This is a genomic window from Streptomyces sp. NPDC057280, from assembly GCF_042668605.1.
Classification (GTDB): Bacteria; Actinomycetota; Actinomycetes; order Streptomycetales; family Streptomycetaceae; genus Streptomyces.
This window is the reverse complement of sequence record NZ_JBHUYR010000008.1, coordinates 287,653-312,505: the sequence shown is the minus strand read 5'-3', so window position 1 is coordinate 312,505 and position 24,853 is coordinate 287,653. Positions and strand designations below refer to the sequence as shown.

Below are 24,853 nucleotides of genomic sequence, written 5' to 3'. Positions count from 1 at the left end.
CTACGACTCCTCAGCCGGCGGAAAAGGCGGTGTACTCGTCGGCGGAGAGCAGGTCGGCCGGCTCCTCCGCGACGCGTACCTTGAACAGCCAGCCGCCCTCGAAGGGGGCTGAGTTCACCAGCGACGGGTCGTTGACGACGTCCTCGTTGACCTCGGTGACCTCACCGGAGACAGGGGAGTACAGGTCGGAGACCGACTTGGTCGACTCCAGCTCGCCACAGGTCTCGCCCGCGGTCACCGTGTCACCGACCTCCGGGAGCTGGACGAAGACGACATCGCCGAGCGCGTTGGCCGCGTGCTCCGTGATGCCGACCGTCGAGACGCCGTCCTCGGCGCCCGACAGCCACTCGTGCTCCTTGCTGTAGCGCAGCTGCTGGGGGTTGCTCATGGCCTGAATTCTCCTGTACGCGGGGGACTGCTGATGAATGGGGGACTGCGGAAGGCGTGCGTGAGCAGCGTCCGTGTGCTCAGCATCACCTACGGCGGCTACTTCTGGCGCTTGTAGAAGGGCAGCGCCACGACCTCGTACGGCTCGTGGCTGCCCCGGATGTCCACCCCGACACCGGAGGTGCCCGGCGCGGCGTGCGCGGCGTCGACGTACGCCATCGCGATCGGCTTGCCCAGCGTGGGCGAGGGGGCGCCGGAGGTGACCTCGCCGATCACCCGGCCGTCGGCGACGACGGCGTACCCGGCGCGCGGGACGCGGCGGCCCTCGGCGACCAGGCCGACGAGGACGCGCGGCGGCGCGGTCTCGGCGCGGGCGGCCGCCTCGGTCAGCGCTTCGCGGCCCACGAAGTCGCCCTCCTTCTCGAACTTCACCACCCGGCCGAGCCCGGCGTCGAAGGGGGTGAGGGAGGTGTTCAGCTCGTGCCCGTACAGCGGCATGCCCGCCTCCAGGCGGAGCGTGTCCCGGCAGGACAGCCCGCAGGGGACCAGACCGGCGCCCTCGCCCGCCTTGGTCAGGGCCTGCCACAGCTCGACGGCGTGCTCGGGCTTCACGAACAGCTCGAAGCCGTCCTCGCCGGTGTAACCGGTGCGGGCGATCAGCGCCGGGACGCCCGCGACCGTGCCGGGCAGCCCGGCGTAGTACTTCAGGCCGTCGAGGTCGGCGTCGGTGAGGGACTTCAGGATGCCCGGGGACTCGGGGCCCTGGACGGCGATCAGCGCGTAGGCGTCCCGGTCGTCGCGGACCTCGGCGTCGAAGCCGGCCGAGCGCTCGACGAGGGCGTCCAGCACCACCTGGGCGTTGGAGGCGTTGGCGACGACCATGTATTCGGTCTCCGCGAGCCGGTAGACGATCAGGTCGTCCAGGATGCCGCCGTCCTCGCGGCAGATCATGGTGTAGCGGGCACGGCCGACGCCGACGGAGGCGATGTTGCCGACGAGGGCGAAGTTCAGCAGGGCGGCGGCCTGCGGCCCGGTCACCGTGATCTCGCCCATGTGGGAGAGGTCGAAGAGCCCGGCCTTCGTGCGCACGGCGTTGTGCTCGTCGCGCTCGGAGCCGTAGCGCAGGGGCATGTCCCAGCCGGCGAAGTCGGTCATCGTCGCGCCGAGCGCGCGATGCAGGGCGTCGAGCGCGGTCAGGCGGGGGTGAGTGCTGCTCATCGGACGGTCTACTCCCAAGGCATGACGGGCGAGGTCGTTCCTCCCCATCTGTCATCGGAACCTGAGAGGTTCGCCATGACCGCAGGGGACATGACTTGCACCTTGGGTGGAGCCACCTGAGGGCGGCTCGCTTTTCAGATGTGCCTCGCCCGCGCGGTAACGGGGCCTGAGAGATTCAAGGGAGGGACTTGCTCCTTCGGCGCCCCAGCGACCAGACATGCTGCTGGGGACTCTCCCGCGCGGATTCAAACGGCCGGTATGCAGTTGGCGCGGACATCATTGCACGCATCGGGCATCGGCGGCAGGGCCGCATCGGTGCGGCCCTTTGTGACTGGCTTGTGGCAGGACGAGCACGAAAACAAGAGAGACACCTCATTACCTTCTCTTTACGCTCGGTGGGGAGGGGAACCCCTCGACCCAGGAGGAGGACGATCACGGTGAACAGGCCCACTGCGTACGCCACCACCTCGGCCGTCGCGCTGCCCGCGCAGCCGGCAGCTCCGGCCCAGGAGACCTGCGCGCCGCAGCCGGTCGTCCGCGACCTGCGCGACCGTGCCGGCCACAGCCCGCGCGCCCTGCTCTTCGCCCCCGACGACCTGGTCGTGATCACCGGCCTGCCCGGCAGCGGCAAGTCCACCCTGATGCGACGCGCCGTCAAGGGCATCCGGATCGACTCCCAGGACACCCGCGACCGCTGGGACGCCCGCGCGCCCCGCTTCCTGCCGTACGCGGTCTACCGCCCCCTCGTCCGCGCCGCCCACTACCTCGGCCTGTACCGCGCCCTGCGCTCCGGCCGGGGGGTCGTCGTGCACGACTGCGGCACCCAGTCGTGGGTGCGCGGCTGGCTGGCCCGCGCGGCCCACCGCCGCGGCGGCACCCTGCACCTGCTGCTGCTCGACGTCACCGCGGACACCGCGCTGCAGGGCCAGCGCGAGCGCGGCCGGGGCGTCTCGCGCTACGCCTTCCTCCGCCACCGCAGCGCGGCCGCCCGCCTGATCCGTTCCGTGGAGAAGGGCGACCTGCCGCAGGGCGTGGGCTCGGCGCTGCTCCTGGACCGGGCGGCGGCGGACGCCCTGCGCCGGATCGGGTTCACGGGCTGACGACCAGGGCGCCCAGGGGCCAGCACCCGTTAGCCTTTCAGCCACATCGGCGGTACTCGGCAGGCGGACGGACAGATGGACTTCCCGGCACAGGACTTCCCGGCACAGGCGCACCCTCATCCGCACGGCGGCGGATGGCCCGGCAACGAGCTGGAGGAGGTGCTCTCGGCCTCCCTCGGCGTGCCCGGGGCCGGCGGCCGGATCATCGAGGTCCTCGGCCGCAGCTTCGTCTGGGTTCCGCTGCCGAACGGCGGCGGCGCCCACACCGGCCCGCTCGACCTGCCCACCTTCCAGATCGAGGGCCAGGCCTACGTCCCGGTCTTCAGCTCCGAGGAACAGTTCCGCCAGGTCGCGGGCGCGCACATGGCGTACACGATCGCCCCGGCGGTGGAGTTCGCGCGCGGCCTCCCGCCGCAGGTCGGCATCGCCGTGAACCCGGACGGCGTGGTCGGCGTCCCGCTCCCGCCGGCCGCCGTGGCGGACCTGTGCCGGGTCGGCCGGACCCCGTTGGACGGCCCCAACAGCGGCGGCCGGGTCAAGCTCTACGAGCCCGACTGGCAGGACGACCCGGTCGACTTCCTCGCCACCGCCTCCGCCGAGTTCGCCGCGACGGGAGTCGTCCGCACGGCCCGCCGCTGCCTGGCCGCGATCGAGACGGCCGACCCCGTGCTGTTCGTGGGCGTCGAACTCTCCCAGTGGGAGGGCGACTTGCGTACCCTCCCGATGGACGCCCTGGGCAGGGCCCTGGGGCGGACGCCGGTGCAGTGGCCGGTGAACCTGGTCCTGCTGGACGTGGCGGACGACCCGGTGGGGCACTGGATGCGGGAACAGGTGAGGCCCTTCTACCAGGGCGCTTTGTAACGCCTTCAGGGCAGCAGACCTGGGGGCGCGGGGAACCGCGCGATCAACCACGACGCACCCGCACTCGCGAACCACAGCAAGCCCCGAGCCCTTGGGCGCTTAAGCTGTTTCCGACCACGAAACTTTCCCGAAGGGGCGGTAGAAGGTGAGTGCCAGCGGCACAGCGACCGGCACGGTCGAGCACATGCTGCGCCAGGTGACGCCGGGGCGCTACGACGCCTACGAGGCACTCCTCCGCGCTCTCGCCACCCCCTCCTCCGGCCAGGTCTGGATGCTCCTCTGGCACGGCCAGGCGGGCTCCCCGGACGCCCAGTACGGGAACATGGAGGTCGACGGCTACGGCTACGCGCCCTGCGTCACCTCCGCCCAGGAACTCTCGGCGAGCGGCTGGAACCGCTCGTACGAGGTCGTCGACGGTGTCGACGTCGCGCGCACCCTCTACCCCGACCACTACGGTCTCTGGCTGAACCCGCACGCCCCCGGCGGCGGTGTCGGCATCCCCTGGCTCGACCTGCGCCGTATCGCCACCGGTCTGGAGCGCCAGCCCGCCGGCCCCCTGCGGCTGTCGGAACCCGGTATCGAGATCCCCCAGTTCTACGCCCTGATCGCGCAGAACGCCCACCGCACCCCGGCGGTCCGCTCGCTGCGCCGCGCCTGGGTGCAGCCCGCGCTCGGGGCGCCGTACCTCGCCATCGGTCTCGACGTCTACGACACCAGCCCGCCCGCCGTGGACTCGGTGCGCGCGATGATGCAGCAGTCCATCGGCGCGGTCCCGGACGGGCTGCCGGTGTCGACGGTCGCCATGTCCGACGAGTACGACCCGGTCGCGATGTGGATGCGGGCCGGCGCCCGCCCCTTCTACGACCGAGAGGCGCACGCGGCCCCGGCGCAGGCTCCCGCGGCCGGGTACGGCTACCCTCCGGCGCCCGGCGGCTACTGAGGAGTACCGGGCACGGACTCCGGTGTTACGGGCGTGTGTCTGCGCGCGTAGATGAGGGTGGAAGGCCCCGCAAGGTCCAGATTGCCCCAACTGGCGTGCGTCCGGCGGCTGTTACCCGCTGTCCGGATAACGGAACCCTGCAGCCCGCATCACGTTTATGCATCCTTTCCTCGTCAAGTCTGGCAACAGATCGCCAAAGCGTTGAAGACTCCCGCACCAGGGGTGGGTTCGCCCCTGTGTACGACGGACTGATCACGCCGCTACAGCGGCAAGTGCGGGCCGGCTACCGCCGGTTGAGAGGGGTCCCTGCCAGATGACGGCACCATTGCACGAGCCGACCGCGGAAGCGGCCCCGAGCGCGGCCGAAGAAGCGGCGGTCAACGCCGGCGCCAAGGCCGTACAGGGACGTTCCCTGGGCCGGATCGCCTGGGAGCGTTTGAAGCGGGACAAACTCGCCCTCGCGGGCGGCATCGTCGTCCTCTTCCTCATCGCGGTCGCCCTGCTCGCGCCCGTGATCACCAGCCTGTACGGGCAGGACCCGAACGCGTACAACGACAAGGACCTGATCGACCCGCTGTTCGGCACCCCCAAGGGGTCCTTCGGCGGCATCAGCGGCGACCACTGGCTGGGCGTCGAGCCGGTCAACGGCCGCGACATCTTCGCGCGCATCGTCTACGGCGCCAGGATCTCGCTGCTCGTCGGCTTCCTGTCCGCGATCGTGGCCGTGATCATCGGCACCGTCCTGGGTGTCCTCGCCGGCTTCTTCGGCGGCTGGGTCGACTCGGCCATCAGCCGGGTCATGGACGGTCTGCTGGCCTTCCCGCAGCTGCTGTTCATCATCGCGCTGGTCTCCGTCATGCCGAACAACATGCTGGGACTCTCCGGTACGGGCGTGCGCCTGTTCGTGATGATCCTCGTCATCGGCTTCTTCGGCTGGCCCTACATCGGGCGCGTGGTGCGCGGCCAGACGCTCTCGCTGCGCGAGCGCGAATACGTCGAGGCGGCCCGCTCCCTCGGCGCCGGGCGGCTCTACATCCTGTTCAAGGAGCTGCTGCCCAACCTGGTCGCGCCGATCATCGTCTACACGACGATGATGATCCCGACCAACATCCTCACCGAGGCGGCGCTCAGCTTCCTGGGCGTGGGCGTCAAGCCCCCCACGGCCTCCTGGGGGCAGATGCTCTCGAACGCGATCGACTACTACAAGTCGGACCCCACCTACATGGTGGTCCCGGGTGTGGCGATCTTCATCACCGTTCTTGCCTTCAACCTCTTCGGCGACGGCGTGCGGGACGCGCTGGACCCGAAGGGCTCCCGCTGAACTGCCGTACCTAAAGCGTCCCGTGGCACCGACACGGGGTCTCTCATCAAATCCGGAGGATCCGAGATCGTGACTACCCAACGCACCTCAGGGCGGCGGAAGCAGGCATTTGCCGCTGCCGCCGCGGTCGCCGCGCTGCTGACCACGGCGGCGTGCGGCGGCGGCAACGACGACGGCGGTGACAAGGGCTCGGCGACCGGCGCGGCCGGCTTCAACGCCGCGAACAACAAGGTCGCCCAGGCATCGCTCGCCAAGAAGGGCGGCGAGCTGAAGTTCGCCGGTGCCCAGGACGCCGACTCGTGGGACACCACGCGTGGCTACTACGGCTTCATGTGGAACTTCGCGCGCTACTACAGCCGCCAGCTCGTGACGGGTGCCGCGGCGCCCGGCGAGAAGGGCACCGAGCTCACCCCGGACCTCGCCACCGGTCTCGCCAAGGTCACCGACGACGGCAAGACCTACACGTACACCCTGCGTGACGGCATCACGTGGGAGGACGGCAAGCCGATCACGTCCAAGGACGTCAAGTACGGCATCGAGCGCGTCTGGGCGCAGGACGTGCTGTCCGGCGGCCCCGTCTACCTGAAGGACGTCCTCGACCCCAAGGGCGAGTACAAGGGCCCGTACAAGGACTCCTCCGCCGACAAGCTCGGTCTGAAGGCGATCGACACTCCGGACGACAAGACCATCGTCTTCCACCTGCCGGAGCCCAACGCCGACTTCGAGGAGATCCTCGCCCTGGTCTCGGCCTCCCCGGTCCGCCAGGACAAGGACACCAAGTCCAAGTACGGCCTGAAGCCGTTCTCCTCCGGCCCGTACAAGTTCCAGTCGTACAGCCCGGGCAAGGACCTGGTCCTGGTCCGCAACGACAAGTGGAGCCAGGCCTCGGACCCGATCCGCAAGGCCTACCCGGACAAGATCTCGGTCAAGTTCTTCTCGAACGCCAACGACCTGGACGCCCGTCTGCTCGCCGGTGACTACGACCTGGACATCAACCAGACCGGTCTGTCCCCGCAGGGCCGCACCACCGCCCTCCAGGAGCACAAGGCCAACCTGGACAACCCGGTCTCCGGCTACATCCGCTACGCGACCTTCCCGCAGAGCGTGAAGCCGTTCGACAACGAGCACTGCCGCAAGGCCGTGATCTACGGCGCCGACCACGTCTCGCTGCAGACCGCGCGCGGTGGCCCGGTCGCCGGTGGTGACATCGGCACCAACATGCTCCCGCCGACCGTCCCCGGTTCCGAGGGCCAGTCGTACGACCCGTACGAGCTGAACGGCGCGAACAAGAACGGCAACGTCGCCAAGGCCAAGGAAGAGCTGAAGGCCTGCGGCAAGCCGAACGGCTTCAAGACCACCATCGCGGTCCGTAACAACAAGCCGGTCGAGGTCGCGACCGCCGAGTCCCTCCAGGCCTCCCTGAAGAAGATCGGCATCGACGTCAACATCGACCAGTACGACGGTTCGCAGACGTCCGGCATCATCGGCAGCCCCTCGAACGTGAAGAAGAAGGGCTACGGCATCATCATCATGGGCTGGGGCGCCGACTTCCCGTCGGTCCAGGGCTTCGGTCTGCCGCTGTGGGACGGCAAGTACATCCTCGAGAGCGGCAACAACAACTTCGCCCTGATCAACGACAAGAAGATCAACGGCCTGTTCGACACGTACGTGAAGACGCAGGACGACGCGGGCAAGCTGGCGATCGCGAAGGACATCAACCACGCGGTCATGGAGGGCGGCTACTACCTGCCCTTCGTCTTCGAGAAGTTCGTCAACTGGCGCGGTGACCGCCTCGCGAACGTCTACACGTCGGACAACTACAGCGGCATGTACGACTTCGTGAACCTCGGCCTGAAGTCCGCGAAGTAAACCCGGCACACCCGCCGAACGGCACGAAAGGCAGGTGAAGGCCGGCGACGCGGGAGCGCGGGCCACCGGACGACCTCCGGTGGCCCGCGGCCCGCGGCGGGCCGAGAGCTGTGCTCGCTTACCTCATCAGGCGGCTGTTCGCCGCCGCAGTGATGCTCGTGGTCATCATCATGGTGGTCTTCGGCATCTTCTTCCTCGTCCCCAAGTGGGCGGGCGTCGACGTCGCCTTGAGCTTCGTGGGCAAGCAGGCCGACCCCGCCGCCGTCGAGGGCGTGCGGCAGAAGCTCGGACTGAGCGACCCGATCTACGCTCAGGTCTGGGAGTTCTTCAAGGGGCTCTTCGCCGGCCGCACCTACGTGGGCGGTGGCGACTCCGTGCACTGTGCCGCGCCGTGCTTCGGGTACTCCTTCCGCACCGAGCAGGCCATCTGGCCGGTGATCACGGACCGCTTCCCGGTGACCCTGGGTCTCGCGCTCGGTGCCGCCGTGCTGTGGCTGCTGTTCGGTGTCGCCGCCGGTGTGCTCTCCGCGCTCAAGCGGGGCAGCCTGTGGGACCGCGGTGCGATGGTCGTCGCCCTCGCGGGTGTCTCCCTCCCGATCTACTTCACCGGTCTGCTGAGCCTCGCGATCTTCTCGTACAGTCTCGGCTGGGTCGAGGGCGAGTACGTGCCCCTCGACGAGAGCTTCACCGGCTGGTTCGGCGGCATGATCCTCCCCTGGATCACCCTCGCCTTCCTCTACGCGGCGATGTACGCCCGGATCACCCGGGCGACGATGATGGAGATCCTCGGCGAGGACTACATCCGCACCGCCCGCGCGAAGGGTCTCAAGGAGCGCGTCGTCATCGGCAAGCACGCCATGCGCTCCACGATGACCCCCATCCTGACCATGCTCGGCATGGACCTCGGCGCCCTCATCGGCGGCGCGATCCTGACCGAGACCACGTTCAGCCTGCCGGGCCTCGGCCAGGCGGTGCTCAACGGCATCAAGACCCAGGACCTGCCCATCATTCTGGGCGTCACCCTGATCACTTCTCTCGCGGTGCTGATCGCCAACCTCGTGGTGGACATCCTCTACGCCGTGATCGACCCCCGAGTGAGGCTCGCATGACCGAACTCAGCAAGAGCGGAGCGGCCGTGGGCGAGCCCACCCCCGCCTCGCTCGCGCCGACCTCCTTCCTGGAAGTGCGCGACCTGAAGGTGCACTTCCCGACCGACGACGGTCTGGTCAAGTCCGTCGACGGGCTCTCCTTCAAGCTGGAGAAGGGCAAGACCCTCGGCATCGTCGGCGAGTCCGGCTCCGGCAAGTCGGTGACCTCGCTCGGCATCATGGGCCTGCACACCGCCGGCCAGTACGGCAAGCGCAAGGCGCAGATCTCCGGCGAGATCTGGCTGGACGGCACCGAGCTGCTCACCGCCGACCCGGACCACGTGCGCAAGCTGCGCGGCCGTGAGATGGCGATGATCTTCCAGGACCCGCTGTCCGCGCTGCACCCGTACTACACGATCGGCCAGCAGATCGTGGAGGCGTACCGCATCCACCACAACGTGGACAAGAAGACCGCGAAGAAGCGCGCGGTCGAGATGCTCGACCGGGTCGGCATCCCGCAGCCGGACAAGCGGGTGGACAACTACCCGCACGAGTTCTCCGGCGGTATGCGCCAGCGCGCGATGATCGCGATGTCGCTGGTCAACAACCCCGAACTGCTCATCGCGGACGAGCCGACGACCGCCCTGGACGTGACCGTCCAGGCGCAGATCCTCGACCTGATCCGGGATCTGCAGAAGGAGTTCGGCTCCGCGGTCATCATCATCACCCACGACCTGGGCGTCGTCGCCGAGCTCGCCGACGACATCCTGGTGATGTACGGCGGCCGCTGCGTCGAGCGCGGTCCGGCGGAGAAGGTGTTCTACGAGCCCCGCCACCCCTACACCTGGGGTCTGCTCGGCTCGATGCCCCGCCTCGACCGTGACCAGCAGGAGCGGCTGATCCCGGTGAAGGGCTCCCCGCCCTCGCTGATCAACATCCCGTCCGGCTGTGCCTTCAACCCGCGCTGCCCGTACGCGGACATCCCGAAGGACAACGTCACCCGCACGGTCCGCCCGGAGCTCGCCGAGGTCGGCAGCCAGCACTGGGCCGCCTGCCACATGACGCAGGAGCAGCGGGAGCGGATCTGGACCGAAGAGATTGCGCCGAAGCTGTGAGCGAGGACAAAGTGAGCATCCCTGCGCAGAGCGACGGCACCCTGGTCACCAAGGCCGACGCCGCCCCCGGCGAGACCCTGCTGAAGGTGACCGGGCTGCAGAAGCACTTCCCGATCAAGAAGGGCCTGCTCCAGCGGCAGGTCGGCGCGGTCCGCGCGGTCGACGGCATCGACTTCGAGGTCAAGGCCGGCGAAACCCTCGGTGTCGTGGGCGAGTCCGGCTGCGGCAAGTCGACCATGGGCCGGCTGATCACCCGGCTGCTCGAACCGACGGCCGGCAAGGTCGAGTTCGAGGGCCAGGACATCACGCACCTCGGCGTGAGCGGCATGCGCCCGCTCCGCCGCGACGTGCAGATGATCTTCCAGGACCCGTACTCGTCGCTGAACCCGCGCCACACCATCGGCACGATCATCGGCGCCCCATTCCGGCTCCAGGGCGTCACGCCCGAGGGCGGGATCAAGGCGGAGGTCCAGCGGCTGCTGTCGGTCGTGGGCCTCAACCCCGAGCACTACAACCGCTATCCGCACGAGTTCTCCGGCGGTCAGCGCCAGCGCATCGGCATCGCCCGCGCGCTCGCCCTGAACCCGAAGCTGGTCGTGGCCGACGAGCCGGTCTCCGCGCTCGACGTGTCGATCCAGGCCCAGGTCGTGAACCTCCTGGACGACCTCCAGCAGGAACTCGGCCTGACGTACGTGATCATCGCGCACGACCTCTCGGTCGTCCGGCACGTCTCGGACCGGATCGCGGTGATGTACCTCGGCAAGATCGTCGAGCTGGCGGACCGCGAGTCGCTGTACAAGGCGCCGATGCACCCGTACACCAAGGCCCTCATGTCGGCGGTGCCGATCCCGGACCCGAAGCGCAAGAACGCCAAGTCCGAGCGCATCCTGCTCAAGGGTGACGTGCCCTCGCCGATCTCCCCGCCCAGCGGCTGCCGCTTCCACACCCGGTGCTGGAAGGCGACGGAGATCTGCAAGACGACCGAGCCGAAGCTCACCGAGCTGAAGCCGGGTCAGCAGGTCGCCTGCCACCACCCGGAGAACTTCGAGGACCAGGCACCGCAGGACACGGTCCTGCTGACGGTCGCGAAGGAAGCGGCGGAGCTGGTGGCGGACGAGGTCCTGGCGGAGAGCGCTGAGACGTCGGCGGCTGTGGCGGCAGAGGTCGGTGCTTCTGAAGCGAGCGACGAGTCGACGGACCCAGGGGCGCGGGGAACTGCGCGACCAGCCCCCACGGACCCGCAGACAACCGACGAGCCTGCCGAACCGGAGGCCGACGGTCAGGAGTCAACTGACAAGTAACGCATGACGAGTTGGCAAAGTCATGCACATGCCCGACCGGGAGGGTCCACAGTCGTCCGTGTCCGACTTATCGGCACACGCTCGAAAGGGACGACACATGAGACTCTCCCGTTCGGCACGCTTAGGAGCCGTCGCTACCGCGGCGGCTTCTTTCATGGTCATCGCAGCCTCCTCCGCGCCAACCCCCGGAGGGGCCGGCCTGGGCGACCCCTACTTCCCGCTCCTCGGCAACGGCGGCTTCGACGCCCGCCACTACGCCCTCGACGTGGCGTACAACCCGGACACCGACCGCCTCGACGGCCGCACCACCCTCACCGCCCGCGCCACCCAGAACCTCTCCGCCTTCGACCTCGACCTCCAGCAGTTGGAGGTCACCAGAGTCGAGGTGAACGGCCGACGCGCCCGGTTCACCCGCGACGGCGACGAGATCGTGATCACCCCGCGCGACGCACTCCGCAAGGGCAAGGACTTCACCGTCGCCGTCACCTACGGCGGCGTCCCCGAACCCCTCGGCGGCCCGATCGTGTTCGGCTCGAACTACGGCTGGATGAAGACGACAGACGGCGTCTTCGTCGCCTGCGAACCCAACGCCGCCTCCACCTGGTTCCCGTCCAGCGACCACCCCGACGACAAGGCCACCTACGACATCCGCATCAAGGCGCCCAAGGGCCTGACCGGCGTCTCCAACGGCCGGCTCGTCTCGACGTACGACAAGGGCGACTCGACGTACACCCACTGGCGCGAGACCAAGCCGATGGCGACCTATCTCGCGACCGCGACGATCGGGAAATTCGACGTCAGGACCGGCACCACCCCCGGCGGCACCCCGATCTACGTCGCGATCGACCCCGTCCTCGCGAACAGCAACAACGTCGACGTGTACGCCGTCACGGCCGCCGCCACCGACTACTGGTCCGAGGTCTTCGGGCCGTACCCCTTCGAGGAGACCGGCGCGATCGTCGACGACATGCCCGAGGCGGGGTTCTCGCTGGAGGTGCAGACGAAACCGGTCTACTCGGCCGTGCGCAGCGAGACGACGATCGTGCACGAGCTGGCCCACCAGTGGTTCGGCGACTCGGTGTCCGTGGAGCGCTGGAAGGACATCTGGCTCAACGAGGGCTTCGCCACCTACGCCCAGTGGCTGTGGGCCGAGCACCAGGGCACCCGCAGCGCCCACGACTCGTTCCTGGCCGGGTACAACGCCCGCCCGGCCGACGCCCCGTTCTGGCAGATCACCGTCGGCGACCCGCAGCGCGACACCATGTTCGCCTCCGCGGTCTACCAGCGCGGCGCGATGACCCTCCAGGTGCTGCGCGAACGCATCGGCGACGCGGCCTTCTTCAAGCTGCTGCCGGCCTGGACGAAGATCCACCGCTACGGCAACGCGAACACGGCCGACTTCGTCCGGCTGGCGGAGAAGATCTCCGGACAGCAGCTGGACGACCTGTTCCAGACCTGGCTGTTCACCACAGGAAAACCGGCTCTTCCGACCCCGTAACCCTTGCATTGCAAGGTTCACCCCCGCGCATAGGTAAGAATGTGGGGTGCTTGAGCCACTGTTTGCCCCCTCCGTCCAGCACACGCTCGACCTGATCGGCATCTTCGTCTTCGCCATCTCCGGCGCGCTGCTGGCCGTGCGCAAGAACTTCGACGTCTTCGGCATCGCCGTCCTCGCCGAGGTCACCGCGCTGGGCGGAGGGCTGTTCCGGGACCTGATCATCGGCGCGGTACCCCCGGCCGCCTTCACCGACCTGGGGTACTTCGTCACCCCGCTGCTCGCCGCGCTGCTGATCGTCTTCCTGCACCCGCAGGTGGAGCGCATCCAGCTCGGCGTGAACGTCTTCGACGCGGCGGGCCTCGGCCTGTTCTGCGTGACGGGGACGACGAAAGCGTACGACTACGGTCTCGGCCTCACCCAGTCCGCCACCCTCGGCCTCGCCACCGCGGTCGGCGGGGGTGTGCTGCGTGACGTGCTCGCCAACGAGGTGCCGTCGCTGCTGCGCTGGGACCGCGACCTGTACGCGGTCCCAGCGATCGTCGGCGCCACGATGGTGGTGCTCTGCATCCGCTACGACACCCTGACGCCGTTCACCAGCTCCCTCGCCGCGATCACGGCCTTCGTGCTGCGGCTGCTGGCGATGCGCTACCACTGGCGAGCTCCGCGGGCCTGGAACCGCCGGTCGACCGTGCGCGAGGAGTAGGGCCGCCCGCCCGGCCGTGCAGCAGCCCCATCTGCTGCGTCAGCCAGTGGAAGGCCGGGATCACCTGGGGCCGCCACAGCGCCATGTTGTGGCCGCCCGCGCTCTTGGGGATGAAGACGACGTGCACGGTCGTCGGGGCCTTCGCGATCTGTTCGAGGCCGGTGGCCGCCTCGTAGCCGTCGCCCGGCTGGCCGGACTGGTAGAGCGCGATCGCGGGCGGGGTGCGGGCGTCGCGCAGCAGGACGTAGGGGTTGTTGGCGCGGCGCAGGGCCGGGGTCTCGGCGGCCAGCGAAGTGGGTTCGCCGATCGGGTCGTTGTAGCCGGACATGCTGATCGCGGCCCGGTAGCGGTCGGGGTGGGCGACGGCGAGCTTGGTCGCGCAGTGGCCGCCCGCGGAGTACCCGGCGGCGGCCCAGCCCGTGGGGCCCGGCTGGGCGCGGAAGTTGTCCGTGACCATCTTCGGCACGTCGATGCTGAGCCAGCTGTCGGCGTTCACCGTGCCCGTGATGTTGGCGCACCCGGTGTCGACCCCGGCCAGCAGGTTCATCCTCGGGGCGACCAGGATGAACGGCGCGACCTTGCCGTCCCGCATCAGCGGCTGGAGCTGGCTCACCGCGTGCAGCGACCCGAACCAGGCCTTCGCCGAGCCCGGGTAGCCCGACAGCAGCTCCACCACGGGGAACCTGTGGTGCCGGTAGGCGGCCTGGTGGTACTGCGGCGGCAGCCAGACGTAGACCTCGGCGTTCACGCCCGACACCCGGCCCTTGAGCTGGGTGACGCGGACGCCGCCCATGCCGGGCCCGACGGCGGGGGAGAAGCGCTGGCGGACCTTGGGCAACCGTTTCAGCGCGATGCCGCCGGTGCCGTCCGCCCCGAGGTTCGCGGCCTGCTCGACGTGGTTGCCGGTGCCGAGGAGGTCGGCCCAGTTGTCGTACAGGTTGTTCTCGTTGTTGACCAGCACGAAGACGAGTGCGACGGCCGTGCCCTGGGCGAACAGCACCATCAGCAGCCGGCCCAGGGCCCGCAGCGGTTTCGGTCCGCGCAGCCGCGACCACAGCGCCAGCGGCAGCAGGACGGCGACGACGGACAGCACGATCAGCGTGTAAAGGAACGTGGTCCCGGTGAGGCTCATGTCCCTACAGAGGGCGAGGCCGGGCCCGGGGTTTACGGACGAGTACGGACACTTACCGAGAAATTGCCCGGGTCTCACCTGGATGGCTCCCTGGCGGGCGCCGAGCAAAGCTACCGCTTAGTAGTTAGCTGTTGTACCGTTCACCCATGCCAGAAGCAGCCTCCGTCACGCGCGCCACGATCGGCGACAGCGAGTTCGACCGGGACACCGCGGTCACCCGCCGGGAACCCGGGGTCTACGACATCGACCTCTCCGCCGGCTGGACGATCATCAACGCCGTCAACGGCGGCTATCTGCTGGCCGTCCTCGGCCGCGCCCTCGCGGACGCCCTGCCGCACGCCGACCCGTTCACCATCTCCGCGCACTACCTCACCGCGTCCCAGCCGGGCCCCGCGGTGATCCGCACGGACGTGGTGCGCACCGGCCGCACCCTCTCCACCGGTCAGGCCTCGCTCTTCCAGTACGACGAACAGGGCGCCGAGGTCGAGCGCATCCGCGTCCTCGCCTCCTACGGCGACCTCGACTCCCTCCCCGACGACGTCCGTACGTCGGCGCGGCCGCCCGCGTTCCCGCCCATGGACCAGTGCTTCGGCCCCGAGGACGGTCCGGCCCCCGTCGACGGCAGCTCGGCCATCACCGACCGGCTGATGCTCAAGCTGGACCCCTCGACCCTGGGCTGGGCGCTCGGCGCCCCGTCCGGCAAGGGTGAGATGCGCTCCTGGTTCGGCCTCGCCGACGGCCGCGACGCCGACCCCCTCTCCCTGCTGCTCGCGGTGGACGCGCTGCCGCCGACCGCCTTCGAGATCGGCCTCAAGGGCTGGGTCCCCACGGTCGAGCTGACGGTTCACGTCCGCTGCCGCCCGACCCCCGGCCCCCTCCGCGTCTCGATCACCACCCGCAACCTCGCCGGCGGCTTCCTGGAGGAGGACGCCGAGGTCTGGGACAGCGCGGACCGCCTGGTGGCCCAGTCCCGCCAGCTCGCGCGGGTCAGGCTGGGCTGAGGAACCGGGGGAGGCGGACGCCTCCGCCGGCCTGAGCGACGGGGGGCGGAGACGGCGGCATCCCGGTGCCGTGAAGGCCGACCGTCTCCTCTCCGTCCTGTTGCTCCTCCAGATCCGCGGGCGGATCCCCGCGCCCGAGCTCGCCGAGCGGCTGGAAGTGTCCGTCCGGACCGTCTACCGGGACATCGAGGCCCTGTCCGCCTCCGGTGTCCCGGTCTACGCCGAGCGCGGCCGGCACGGCGGCATCGAACTCCTCGCGGGCTTCCGCACGGACGCCACCGGACTGACCGCCGACGAGTCCCGCGCCCTGTTCATCCTGGCCGCGCAGGGCGCGCACGCCGCCCTCGGCCTCGACACCGCGCCCGGTTCCGCTGCGCTAGGTGATGGCGGCGCTCCCGACCCGACCCCGCACCGCCCCGCTGGCGACGTCACCTCGCGGCGCATCTGGAGGTCGCCGTGCGGCGGCGGCCGGGTGTCGAACTCGCCGACGTCCGGGAGCAGTTGCGCCGCCAGGTCGAGGAACGCCCCGGCGGCATCGACGTCGTCGTCCGGGTCCGCCGCGACCGACTCGACCTGTTCCTGCGGACGATGACCGGCTGGCTGACCGAACTGCCCGACGACGGCGGCACAGGGGTGTGGGTGACCGCCCGGCTGTCGTACGGCGTGCTGGGCGAGGCCCGTCAACTCCTGGCGTTCTCCGACCGCGTGGAGGTCCTCTCGTCGCCCGAGGTGCGCGCGGAGCCGGCCCGGGGGGCCGCTTCTGTCACGGACCTGTACCAGCGAGCAGGCGGGGAGCCGACGGAGAACCCCAGGTCAGAGGGGCGGCTTGAGGACCGCTTTGCCTGACGCACAGGCCGGGGACAGCGCGGGCCCAAGGAAGCCCTAAGGCGCGTTGATTGAGTGCCCGCTTCCAGACTCCCCTCATCGTTCTTGGAGTTGTTTCTCATGAAGCGCGTGCGTCTCGTCCCCGCGGTGGCCCTGCTGGCGCTCTCACCGCTCGCCCTGGTGGCCTGTGGCTCGGGGGACTCGTCCTCCTCCTCGAACAGCGGCAACTCCGGGCAGCAGGCCTGTCAGGCCCCGTCCGGCGCGCCCAGCGGGAACCCCTCGGGCAGGCCCAGCGGCGCACCCTCGGGCGCTCCCACGGCGGGCGGCACCGCCCAGCCGTCCGGCGCGCCCTCGGGCATGCCGAGCGGCGGGCCGGGCGGCGGCCAGGGTGGTCCCGGCGGCGGTCAGGGCGGCGGGTGCGGCGGCCCGGGCGGTGGTGGCGGGATGCCCAGCGGGGCGCCGAGCGGGGCGCCGAGCGGGCAGGCGACCTCGTCGGCGACGAAGAACTGACCGCGGGGGTCGTACGGCGGGGGCCTCAGTCCAGCCAGTGATGACGGCCGATGCTGATCAGCCGCATCTGGCGGGTCGCCACCTGGATCACCCGGTCCCGCTCCTCGGAGCTGGCCTCCTGGGCCTCCAGGAACAGGGAGGCGGTGATCAGCATCTGGTCGACGTACAGATTGGCGAGCATGAGGAGGTCGTCCTCGCTCCAGCCGGCCGACTCGGGGTCCTTGGCCAGCTCGTCCTTCACCTCCTGGCCGAACCGGGCCAGTTGCTCCCGGATGGCCTCCCGGACCGGCTGGACCCCGCCATGTCGTTCCCGGGCGATAAACCTGATGTGTGCGGGGTACGCGTCCACATGACGGGCGATCAGCTCGACGGCGCGCACCACGCGCTGCTCGCTGTCGTCCGCCGTGGACACCGTCGTCCGGATCATGGGGTGCAGGCTGCCCAGCGTGTCCTCGACCAGTGCCACGCCGAGATCCGCGGTGGAGCGGAAGTGCCGGTAGAAGGCGGTCGGGGCGACGCCGACCGCGCGCGTGACCTCGCGCAGGCCCAGGCTGCTCAGGCTCTGCTCCTCCAGCAGTCCCAACGCCGCGTCCAGGAGCGCCTGTCGGGTCTTCTGCTTCTGGGCCTGCCGGATACCGAGGGTGTGACTCATGCCATGCAGTAAACAACTGTTCTCTGGAATTGAGAAGTCGTCGCACGCGCTAGACTCTGTAGTCAGTGAACAAGTGTTACTACAACTGTTCACCGAAACGTAACGAGAGACGCCCACGAGGGGTGTTTCGGAGGGGGTTGCATCCCATGCTGTTCCTCGTCGCCGCACTTCTGCTCTTCGGCGCCGTCCTGGGCACCGTCGCCCACGCGCCGTTCGCCTTCACCGCCGTCGCCGCGGCCGTCATCGCCGCCTGGCTGGGCATCTTCGCGCTCCGCGAGCGCCACGCCCGCCGCAACTCGTCCGCTCACTGAGCCCGCCCCACCCGACTGATCCTGGGGGATTGATCACCATGCAGCTCACCGCACCGGCCAACAGCACCAGCACCAGCAGCGGCCGCCGCACCGGGACCCGCGACGCCGACGGCATGGCCGTGGCGTCCTTCATCCTCGGCCTCCTGGGCCTGCTCGTCCTGAACGTCTTCCTCGGCCCGGTCGCCATCGCCCTGGCCGCCGTCGCCCTGTGGCGCGGCACCGCCCGCCGCGGCCGTGCCTTCCTGGGCATGGGCCTGGGCGTCGCGGACCTCCTGGTCCTGGTGACGGTCATGCAGATGGACAGCACGGTGTCCTGGAGCTTCTGAGGCCCCCGGCGCCGGGGAGCCTTGCCATGAGGCTTCCGCACGCGGCCCCGTAGAATCAACGCACCATGGCTTACCTCGACCACGCCGCGACCACCCCGATGCTTCCCGAGGCAGTCGAGGCGCTCGCCGCCCAGCTGGCCGTCACCGGCAACGCCTCCGCCCTCCACGCGGCCGGCCGCCGCGCGAGGCGCACCGTCGAGGAGTCCCGCGAGGCGCTCGCCGAATCCCTCGGCGCCCGCCCCAGCGAGGTCGTCTTCACCTCCGGCGGCACCGAGGCCGACAACCTCGCCGTGAAGGGCCTGTACTGGTCCCGCCGCGACGCCGACCCGGCCCGCACCCGGGTGCTCGCCAGCCCCGTGGAGCACCACGCCGTCCTGGACGCCGTCCACTGGCTCGGCGAACACGAGGGCGCCACCGTCGAGTACCTCCCCGTCGACAGGTACGGCCGCGTCCACCCCGACGCCCTGCGCGAGGCCATCGCCCGCGACCCCGACGACGTGGCCCTCGCCACCGTCATGTGGGCCAACAACGAGATCGGCACCATCCTGCCGGTCCGCGAACTGGCGGACGTCTGCGCCGAGTTCGACGTCCCGCTGCACGCGGACGCGGTCCAGGCCTACGGCCAGATCCCCGTCGACTTCGCCGCCTCCGGGCTCGCCGCCATGACCGTCTCCGGCCACAAGGTCGGCGGACCTTACGGCATCGGCGCCCTGCTGCTGGGCCGCGAGTACACCCCCGTCCCCGTCCTGCACGGCGGCGGCCAGGAGCGCCATGTCCGCTCCGGCACGCTCGACGTCCCCGCCATCGCCTCCTTCGCCGTCGCCGGCCGGCTCGCCGCCGAGCAGCGTGAATGGTTCGCCCGCGAGATCGGCGCCCTGCGCGACGCCCTCGTCGAAGCGGTGCGTACGGCGGTGCCGGACGCGATCCTCGGCGGCGACCCGGTGGACCGGCTCCCGGCCAACGCCCACTTCACGTTCCCCGGCTGCGAGGGCGACTCGCTCCTGCTGCTCCTCGACGCCCAGGGCATCGAGTGCTCCACCGGCTCCGCCTGCACCGCCGGCGTCGCCCAGCCCAGCCATGTCCTCCTCGCCACCGGCACCGACCCGGACCTGGCCCGCGGCACCCTCCGCTTCTCCTTCGGCCACACCTCCACGGAGGCGGACGTGGAGGCGGTGGCCAAGGCGATCGGGCCGGCCGTGGAACGGGCGCGGGCGGCGGGGCTGACGTAACGGCTCCGAGGCTCAGGCGACGGCCGTACGCGCCCTCCGCACCAGCTTCATGTACCGCTCCCAGTCCCAGTGTTCGCCCGGGTCGGTGTGGTCCGTCCCCGGCACCTCCACATGGCCGATGATGTGCTCGCGGTCGACGGGTATGTCGTAGCGCGCGCAGATCCTCGCCGTCAGCCGGGCCGAGGACGCGTACATCGCGGTGGTGAAGTCCTCGGGCCGGTCCACGAAGCCCTCGTGCTCGATGCCGACGCTGCGTTCGTTGTAGTCGCGGTTGCCCGCGTGGTACGCCACGTCCAGCTCGCGGATCATCTGCGTGACGCGGCCGTCCCGGCCGACTATGTAGTGCGCCGCCGCCTGGTGTCCGGGGTCTCGGAAGGCCTTCACCGCGCTGGCGAGGCTGCCCTGGGTGACATGGATGATCACCATGTCTATGCCGTAGTCGTCGGGACGGTCCGCGCGCCGCCAGTTCGCCTCCGACGCCGCCACCCACCGCGCGCCCGCGTAGTCGACCTCGCCCTCCTTGCGCGGCTTCTCCACCCCGGGCGTACGCCACCACAGGCGCGCCAGCTCGTCCCGGGCCAGCACGCCCGTGCCGATGGCGGCCGCCGCGCCGCCGATCATCAGGGCGCGTCGCCCGAGGCGCCGATCGCCGTCCCTGGATGCCTCTGTCGCCCCCATGTGATCGTGAACGGATACGCGTGGGCTCCGGTTCCCGCGCCCCCGTACCCTGGAGGGGTTATGACTCACTCCACGCAGCGCCCCCTCCGCGTCCTCGCCGCCATGTCCGGCGGCGTGGACTCCGCCGTCGCCGCCGCCCGCGCCGCGGAAGCCGGCCATGACGTGACCGGTGTCCACCTCGCCCTCTCGGCGAACCCGCAATCGTTCCGCACGGGCGCGCGTGGCTGTTGCACCATCGAGGACTCCCGCGACGCCCGCCGCGCCGCCGACGTCATCGGCATCCCGTTCTACGTCTGGGACCTCGCCGACCGCTTCCGCGAGGACGTCGTCGAGGACTTCGTCGCCGAGTACGAGGCCGGACGCACCCCGAACCCGTGCCTGCGCTGCAACGAGAAGATCAAGTTCGCCGCGCTCCTCGACAAGGCGCTCGCGCTGGGCTTCGACGCGGTCTGCACCGGCCACTACGCCCAGGTGATCGTCCGCGAGGACGGCACCCGCGAGCTGCACCGCGCCTCCGACATGGCCAAGGACCAGTCGTACGTCCTCGGCGTCCTCGACGAGAAGCAGCTCGCCCACGCCCTCTTCCCGCTGGGTGACACGGTCACGACGAAGGACGAGATCCGCGCGGAGGCAGAGCGCAGGGGCCTGGCGGTGGCGAAGAAGCCCGACTCGCACGACATCTGCTTCATCGCCGACGGAGACACCCAGGGCTTCCTCGCGAACCGCCTCGGCAAGGCCGAGGGCGACATCGTCGACGAGTCCGGCGCCAAGATCGGCAGCCACGAGGGCGCGTACGGCTTCACCATCGGCCAGCGCAAGGGCCTGCGGATCGGTACCCCGGCGGCCGACGGCAAGCCGCGCTACGTCCTGGACATCTCCCCGGTGAACAACACGGTGACGGTCGGCCCCGCCGCCTCCCTCGACGTCAGCGCCCTGACGGCCATCAAGCCGCGCTGGTGCGGCACGGCCCCCGAGGGCCCCGGCACCTACACCGCCCAGCTCCGCGCCCACGGCGGCGAGACCGAGGTGAGCGCGGAACTGGTCGACGGCGAGCTGCGGGTGTCGTTCACCGAGCCGGTCCGGGGCGTCGCACCCGGCCAGGCGATCGTGCTCTACGACGGCACGCGCGTGGTCGGCTCGGCGACGATCGCGACGACCACGCGCGCGACGGCGACCGCTCCGGCGTGAAGCGCCCGGCGCCCCTCCGGCGGGAAATGCCCGGCCGTCGCTACGGCCTGAAGTGCCCGGCCCTCGCTACGGCGTGAAGTGCCCGGGCCGTCGCTACGGCGTGAAGTACTCGGCGAGCACCGGGGCCAGGGCGTTCGGATCCACCATGTGGGTTTGACCCTCCAGGCTCCGGTACGACCCCTGTGGCACCGCATCCGCCACCGCGCGCGCGGCCTCCCGCAGCCAGTCGGGGCTCGCCCCGCCCGCGACGGCCAGCACGGGGACGGAGACCGAGGCCAGCCGCTCCCGGGGCAGCAGACCGCCGCCCATGACCGCGTCGTCGTACGCGAGGCTCGGGGCGACCGCCTCCATGCCGGCCCACATGGGCGACTGCCGGGCGCCCCGGATCATCTCGGGCGCCATGCCGGTCAGCGTGAGGAACAGCTCCACCGCGTCCCCGCGTCGGCCCTCCGCGAGCGCCGCCGTCAGGTTCTCGGTGTACGCGGCGCGCTCCTTCGCCCCTTGCTCGGAGAAGTCGGCGAAGGGCACCTCGTACACGGCGGCCCTGCGGACCGGCAGCCCGCTCGCCACCGCCTCCAGGACCAGTGCCCCGCCCGACGAGATGCCGTACAGGCACGCCTCGCCGCCCGCCGCGTCGATGAGCGCGGCGAGATCCTCGACCTCGCGCTCCACCGCGTACGGGGCCGTGTCGCCGCTCGCGCCGCGGCCCCGCCTGTCGTACCCGATGACCGTGAACCGGTCGGCGAGGAGCGCGCCCAGCGGCGCCACGGTGCCGCCCGTCGACATCGCGCCGCTCACCAGGATCACGGCCGGGCCCTGACCGGAGATCTCGTAGGCGATCGGGGTGCCGTCGCGGGAAAGAGTTTTCTTGTCCATGCCTGTGGAGACTTCCACGGGGCACGGAATTAATCGGCGACGCGCGGGACTAATCGGTGATTTCCACCTCGTAGAAGCACAGGTGGTCCTTGATCTGGGCGACGTCCGGCTTGGGGTCGGGATAGGACCACACCAGGTCCGCCGCGTCGGGCAGCGACCAGTAGGACGCCGTGCCCTTGAAGGGGCAGTAGGTGTGGGTGTCGGAGGGGGTCAGGAGGTCGAGGCGGACGTCCTCCGGCGGCAGGTAGTACCGCACCGGAGAGCCCGTCTCCTTCAGGATCAGCGGCCGTTCGCTCTCCGCCAGTACCTGGTCGCCGTGCACCACGCGCACGTGCCGGTCGCCTTGCTCGATGGTGATCGTGTGTCCTGAGGCCATGGGAGGAGAAGCGCTCGCGGGGCCCCGGTTCTTCCCGCGTACGGTGGCCCCATGCGTATTTGTGTCTTCCTCTCCGCCGCCGACCTCGACGAGCGTTACACGCGCCCCGCGCGCGAGTTCGCGAAACTGCTGGGCAAGGGCGGGCACACGCTCGTGTGGGGCGGCTCGGACGTCGGCCTGATGAAGGTCGTCGCCGACGGCGTGCAGGAGGCGGGCGGCAAACTCGTCGGGGTGTCGGTGGAGTTCCTCGCCGCCAAGGTCCGCCCGGGCGTCGACGAGATGGTCGTCGCCAAGGACCTCGCCGAGCGCAAGCGGCTGCTCCTGGAGAAGGCCGACGCGGTCGTCGTCATGGTGGGCGGCACCGGCACGCTCGACGAGGCCACCGAGATCCTGGAACTGAAGAAGCACGGCCACACCGACATGCCGGTGGTCCTGCTCAACACCGCGGGCTTCTACGACGGGTTGAAGGAACAGTTCCGGCGCATGGAGGACGAGGGCTTCCTGCCCGTCCCCCTCACCGACCTGGTGTTCTTCGCGGAGGAGCCGGTGGGGGCGCTGGCGTACCTGGAGGAGAGCCGAGGCGTCGCCTAGTGCGACGATGACGACCATGGCTACTCATGTGATCACCGGTGCGGGCTCCGGCATCGGCGCGGCCGTCGCCCGCCGCCTCCACGCGCGCGGGGACGACCTCGTCCTGCACGCGCGCGACGCGGGCCGCGCGAAGGAACTGGCGGCGGAGTTCCCCGGCGCGCAGACGCTCGTCGGCGACCTCGCCGACCCCGACAAGCTGAGCTGGGCCTTCTCCCACCAGAGCCTCCCGGACCGGGTCGACTCCCTGCTGCACATCGCCGGCGTCGTCGACCTCGGCCCGGTCGGCGACCTCACCCCGAAGTCCTGGCGCCACCAGCTGAACGTCAACCTGATCTCCCCGGCCGAGCTGACCCGCCACTTCCTGCCCCAACTCCGCGCCGCCCGCGGCCACGTGGTGTTCGTGAACTCCGGCGCGGGCCTCAACGCGCACGCCGACTGGTCCGCGTACGCCGCCTCCAAGCACGGCCTCAAGGCCCTCGCCGACTCCCTGCGCCACGAGGAGCACGGCAACGGCGTCCGGGTCACCTCGGTGTACCCCGGCCGCACCGCGAGCCCGATGCAGGCCAAGGTCCACCAGCAGGAGGGCAAGGAGTACGACGCCTCGAAGTGGATCGACGCCGAGTCCGTGGCGACGACCATCCTGATGGCGCTCGACCTGCCACGGGACGCGGAGGTCAACGACCTGACGGTGCGGCCGGGACGCTGACGGAGCGGTCGGCCGGGTTGCATACGCTGTCCAGGTGAGTGCCAACAGCCAGTTCACCTTCGCCGCCGCCACCGGCGTCGGCTCCCTGCCCGGCGGGGACGCCCGGGAAGCCGCTAAGACGGCGACGGGCTCCTTCGAGGACTTCCCGTTCCTGCCCGAGCTCCCCGCCCGCGGACCCGGCGCCGACATGATCGGCCGGACCGCGGGGATGCTCGTCGAGCTGTACGCGCGCGTGGAGCCCAGCGGCTGGCGGCTCGGGGACCGGCCGGGCCGGGACACCAAACGGGCCCGGTCCTGGCTCGGCGAGGACCTCGACGCGCTGGAGGAGTTCACCCAGGGGTACGAGGGACAGCTGAAGGTGCAGGCGGTCGGCCCCTGGACGCTGGCCGCCGCCCTGGAGCTGCGCAACGGCGAGTCCGCCCTCTCCGACGCCGGCGCCTGCCGTGACCTCGCCGGCTCCCTCGCGGAGGGGCTGCGGCAGCATCTCGCCGAGGTGCGGCGCCGTGTCCCCGGCGCCCAGCCGGTCCTCCAGCTCGACGAGCCCTCCCTCGTCGCCGTCCTCCGCGGACAGGTCAGGACGGCCAGCGGCTACCGCACCCACCGCGCCGTCGACCGGCAGATCGTCGAGTCCGCGCTCCGCGACGTCGTCGGGGTTCACGCCGACGGCCCCGTCGTGGTCCACTCGTGCGCACCGGACGTCCCGTTCGCCCTGCTGCGTCGGGCGGGCGCGGCGGCGGTCTCCTTCGACTTCTCGCTCCTCACCGAGCGTGACGACGACGCGATCGGTGAGGCGGTGGAAGCGGGTACCCGGCTCTTCGCCGGTGTCGTGCCCGGCACGGACGCGGCATTGTCAGACCCTGCCGGTAGCGTCATGGGTGTCAGGACGCTGTGGCGCAGGCTGGGGCTGCATCCGGGGCTTCTCGCGGAGGCCGTGACGGTCACTCCGGCGTGCGGCCTCGCGGGGGCCTCCCCGGACTACGCGCGCAGGGCTCTCGCCCACTGCGTCCAGGCGGCGAGATCTCTCGCGGACAACCCAGAGTAACGGGAGGAC

At 70.5% G+C, this 24,853-nt stretch carries 26 protein-coding genes, 1 pseudogene and 1 riboswitch; of the genes and pseudogenes, 20 read left to right on the top strand and 7 right to left on the bottom strand.

The window, feature by feature from the left end:
• Positions 1 to 10 precede the first annotated feature (10 nt).
• A complete protein-coding gene (gene gcvH, locus ACFUO4_RS36045; RefSeq protein ID WP_062026852.1) occupies positions 11 to 388 on the bottom strand; it encodes a glycine cleavage system protein GcvH in 378 nt (125 codons plus the stop codon).
• 98 nt (positions 389 to 486) lie between these two features.
• Positions 487 to 1,605, bottom strand: coding sequence for a glycine cleavage system aminomethyltransferase GcvT (gene gcvT, locus ACFUO4_RS36040; RefSeq protein ID WP_383492806.1), 1,119 nt, complete (start codon positions 1,603 to 1,605; stop codon positions 487 to 489).
• Positions 1,606 to 1,749: 144 nt separating this feature from the next.
• Positions 1,750 to 1,853: riboswitch (glycine riboswitch) on the bottom strand.
• A gap of 189 nt (positions 1,854 to 2,042) precedes the next feature.
• Between gcvT and ACFUO4_RS36035 the strand changes: the two genes are divergently transcribed.
• From ACFUO4_RS36035 to ACFUO4_RS35990, 10 genes are all read left to right on the top strand, one after another.
• Entirely contained in the window at positions 2,043 to 2,705 is a 663-nt protein-coding gene (locus tag ACFUO4_RS36035; RefSeq protein WP_383492803.1) for an AAA family ATPase, read from the top strand.
• A 75-nt stretch (positions 2,706 to 2,780) separates the two neighbouring features.
• A complete protein-coding gene (locus tag ACFUO4_RS36030) occupies positions 2,781 to 3,566 on the top strand; it encodes an enhanced serine sensitivity protein SseB (protein ID WP_079306085.1) in 786 nt (261 codons plus the stop codon).
• Between the two features lie 145 nt (positions 3,567 to 3,711).
• On the top strand, positions 3,712 to 4,506 hold the full coding sequence (locus tag ACFUO4_RS36025; protein ID WP_079306087.1) for an enhanced serine sensitivity protein SseB C-terminal domain-containing protein: 795 nt from the start codon (positions 3,712 to 3,714) through the stop codon (positions 4,504 to 4,506).
• 313 nt (positions 4,507 to 4,819) lie between these two features.
• Positions 4,820 to 5,827 carry an ABC transporter permease gene (locus ACFUO4_RS36020; RefSeq protein ID WP_256781753.1) on the top strand — a complete coding sequence of 336 codons (1,008 nt, stop codon included), beginning with the start codon at positions 4,820 to 4,822 and terminating at the stop codon, positions 5,825 to 5,827.
• 69 nt (positions 5,828 to 5,896) lie between these two features.
• Entirely contained in the window at positions 5,897 to 7,696 is a 1,800-nt protein-coding gene (locus ACFUO4_RS36015; protein WP_079306089.1) for an ABC transporter substrate-binding protein, read from the top strand.
• Positions 7,697 to 7,806: 110 nt separating this feature from the next.
• On the top strand, positions 7,807 to 8,805 hold the full coding sequence (locus ACFUO4_RS36010) for an ABC transporter permease (protein WP_079306091.1): 999 nt from the start codon (positions 7,807 to 7,809) through the stop codon (positions 8,803 to 8,805).
• The gene (locus ACFUO4_RS36005; RefSeq protein ID WP_383492797.1) at positions 8,802 to 9,899 is read left to right on the top strand and encodes an ABC transporter ATP-binding protein; all 1,098 of its coding nucleotides are present in this window, start codon (positions 8,802 to 8,804) and stop codon (positions 9,897 to 9,899) included. Before ACFUO4_RS36010 ends, ACFUO4_RS36005 begins: the two co-directional genes overlap by 4 nt.
• An 11-nt stretch (positions 9,900 to 9,910) precedes the next feature.
• Positions 9,911 to 11,200: an ABC transporter ATP-binding protein gene (locus ACFUO4_RS36000; RefSeq protein ID WP_383492794.1), complete on the top strand. Its 1,290-nt coding sequence runs from the start codon at positions 9,911 to 9,913 to the stop codon at positions 11,198 to 11,200.
• Positions 11,201 to 11,297: 97 nt separating this feature from the next.
• Positions 11,298 to 12,698, top strand: coding sequence for a M1 family metallopeptidase (locus ACFUO4_RS35995; protein ID WP_383492791.1), 1,401 nt, complete (start codon positions 11,298 to 11,300; stop codon positions 12,696 to 12,698).
• 46 nt (positions 12,699 to 12,744) lie between these two features.
• Positions 12,745 to 13,401, top strand: coding sequence for a trimeric intracellular cation channel family protein (locus tag ACFUO4_RS35990; protein ID WP_079306097.1), 657 nt, complete (start codon positions 12,745 to 12,747; stop codon positions 13,399 to 13,401).
• Here ACFUO4_RS35990 and ACFUO4_RS35985 read toward each other — a convergent pair.
• Entirely contained in the window at positions 13,310 to 14,533 is a 1,224-nt protein-coding gene (locus ACFUO4_RS35985) for an alpha/beta hydrolase (protein WP_383492788.1), read from the bottom strand. The two genes, ACFUO4_RS35990 and ACFUO4_RS35985, sit on opposite strands and share 92 nt — an antisense overlap.
• 146 nt (positions 14,534 to 14,679) lie before the next feature.
• Between ACFUO4_RS35985 and ACFUO4_RS35980 the strand changes: the two genes are divergently transcribed.
• From ACFUO4_RS35980 to ACFUO4_RS35970, 3 genes and pseudogenes are all read left to right on the top strand, one after another.
• Positions 14,680 to 15,534 carry a thioesterase family protein gene (locus tag ACFUO4_RS35980; RefSeq protein WP_383492785.1) on the top strand — a complete coding sequence of 285 codons (855 nt, stop codon included), beginning with the start codon at positions 14,680 to 14,682 and terminating at the stop codon, positions 15,532 to 15,534.
• 70 nt (positions 15,535 to 15,604) lie between these two features.
• Positions 15,605 to 16,380: pseudogene (locus ACFUO4_RS35975) on the top strand (helix-turn-helix transcriptional regulator).
• 99 nt (positions 16,381 to 16,479) lie between these two features.
• On the top strand, positions 16,480 to 16,869 hold the full coding sequence (locus ACFUO4_RS35970; RefSeq protein WP_383492782.1) for a hypothetical protein: 390 nt from the start codon (positions 16,480 to 16,482) through the stop codon (positions 16,867 to 16,869).
• 25 nt (positions 16,870 to 16,894) lie between these two features.
• Here the strand turns inward: ACFUO4_RS35970 and ACFUO4_RS35965 are convergent, their stop codons facing one another.
• Complete coding sequence (locus ACFUO4_RS35965; RefSeq protein ID WP_383492779.1) at positions 16,895 to 17,521, bottom strand: TetR family transcriptional regulator; 627 nt, start codon at positions 17,519 to 17,521, stop codon at positions 16,895 to 16,897.
• A 146-nt stretch (positions 17,522 to 17,667) separates the two neighbouring features.
• On the opposite strand from ACFUO4_RS35965, the gene ACFUO4_RS35960 reads away from it, so the two are divergent.
• The 3 genes from ACFUO4_RS35960 (at position 17,668) to ACFUO4_RS35950 (ending at position 19,387) form a co-directional block, all read left to right on the top strand.
• Complete coding sequence (locus ACFUO4_RS35960; RefSeq protein ID WP_097269263.1) at positions 17,668 to 17,832, top strand: hypothetical protein; 165 nt, start codon at positions 17,668 to 17,670, stop codon at positions 17,830 to 17,832.
• Positions 17,833 to 17,870: 38 nt separating this feature from the next.
• The gene (locus ACFUO4_RS35955; protein WP_079310775.1) at positions 17,871 to 18,158 is read left to right on the top strand and encodes a DUF4190 domain-containing protein; all 288 of its coding nucleotides are present in this window, start codon (positions 17,871 to 17,873) and stop codon (positions 18,156 to 18,158) included.
• Positions 18,159 to 18,223: 65 nt separating this feature from the next.
• Positions 18,224 to 19,387, top strand: coding sequence for a cysteine desulfurase family protein (locus ACFUO4_RS35950; RefSeq protein WP_383492774.1), 1,164 nt, complete (start codon positions 18,224 to 18,226; stop codon positions 19,385 to 19,387).
• Between the two features lie 12 nt (positions 19,388 to 19,399).
• On the opposite strand, the gene ACFUO4_RS35945 is transcribed toward ACFUO4_RS35950, so the two are convergent.
• Positions 19,400 to 20,065, bottom strand: a complete 666-nt coding sequence (locus ACFUO4_RS35945; RefSeq protein WP_079310771.1) for an N-acetylmuramoyl-L-alanine amidase — start codon at positions 20,063 to 20,065, stop codon at positions 19,400 to 19,402.
• 60 nt (positions 20,066 to 20,125) lie between these two features.
• On the opposite strand from ACFUO4_RS35945, the gene mnmA reads away from it, so the two are divergent.
• Positions 20,126 to 21,253: a tRNA 2-thiouridine(34) synthase MnmA gene (gene mnmA, locus ACFUO4_RS35940; protein WP_079310770.1), complete on the top strand. Its 1,128-nt coding sequence runs from the start codon at positions 20,126 to 20,128 to the stop codon at positions 21,251 to 21,253.
• Between the two features lie 93 nt (positions 21,254 to 21,346).
• Here the strand turns inward: mnmA and ACFUO4_RS35935 are convergent, their stop codons facing one another.
• Complete coding sequence (locus tag ACFUO4_RS35935) at positions 21,347 to 22,129, bottom strand: alpha/beta fold hydrolase (RefSeq protein WP_383492769.1); 783 nt, start codon at positions 22,127 to 22,129, stop codon at positions 21,347 to 21,349.
• A 49-nt stretch (positions 22,130 to 22,178) separates the two neighbouring features.
• Positions 22,179 to 22,505 (bottom strand): DUF427 domain-containing protein, encoded by a 327-nt coding sequence (locus ACFUO4_RS35930; RefSeq protein WP_059198137.1) that lies wholly within the window; start codon positions 22,503 to 22,505, stop codon positions 22,179 to 22,181.
• A gap of 51 nt (positions 22,506 to 22,556) precedes the next feature.
• Here ACFUO4_RS35930 and ACFUO4_RS35925 point away from each other — a divergent pair, with 51 nt between their 5' ends.
• Genes ACFUO4_RS35925 through ACFUO4_RS35915 form a run of 3 tightly spaced genes read left to right on the top strand, consistent with a single transcriptional unit; the run spans position 22,557 to position 24,844 of the window.
• Positions 22,557 to 23,096, top strand: coding sequence for a TIGR00730 family Rossman fold protein (locus tag ACFUO4_RS35925; RefSeq protein WP_079310769.1), 540 nt, complete (start codon positions 22,557 to 22,559; stop codon positions 23,094 to 23,096).
• Between the two features lie 7 nt (positions 23,097 to 23,103).
• Entirely contained in the window at positions 23,104 to 23,802 is a 699-nt protein-coding gene (locus tag ACFUO4_RS35920; RefSeq protein WP_079310768.1) for an SDR family oxidoreductase, read from the top strand.
• Positions 23,803 to 23,836: 34 nt separating this feature from the next.
• A complete protein-coding gene (locus ACFUO4_RS35915) occupies positions 23,837 to 24,844 on the top strand; it encodes a methionine synthase (RefSeq protein WP_383492764.1) in 1,008 nt (335 codons plus the stop codon).
• The last annotated feature ends 9 nt before the right edge of the window (positions 24,845 to 24,853 follow it).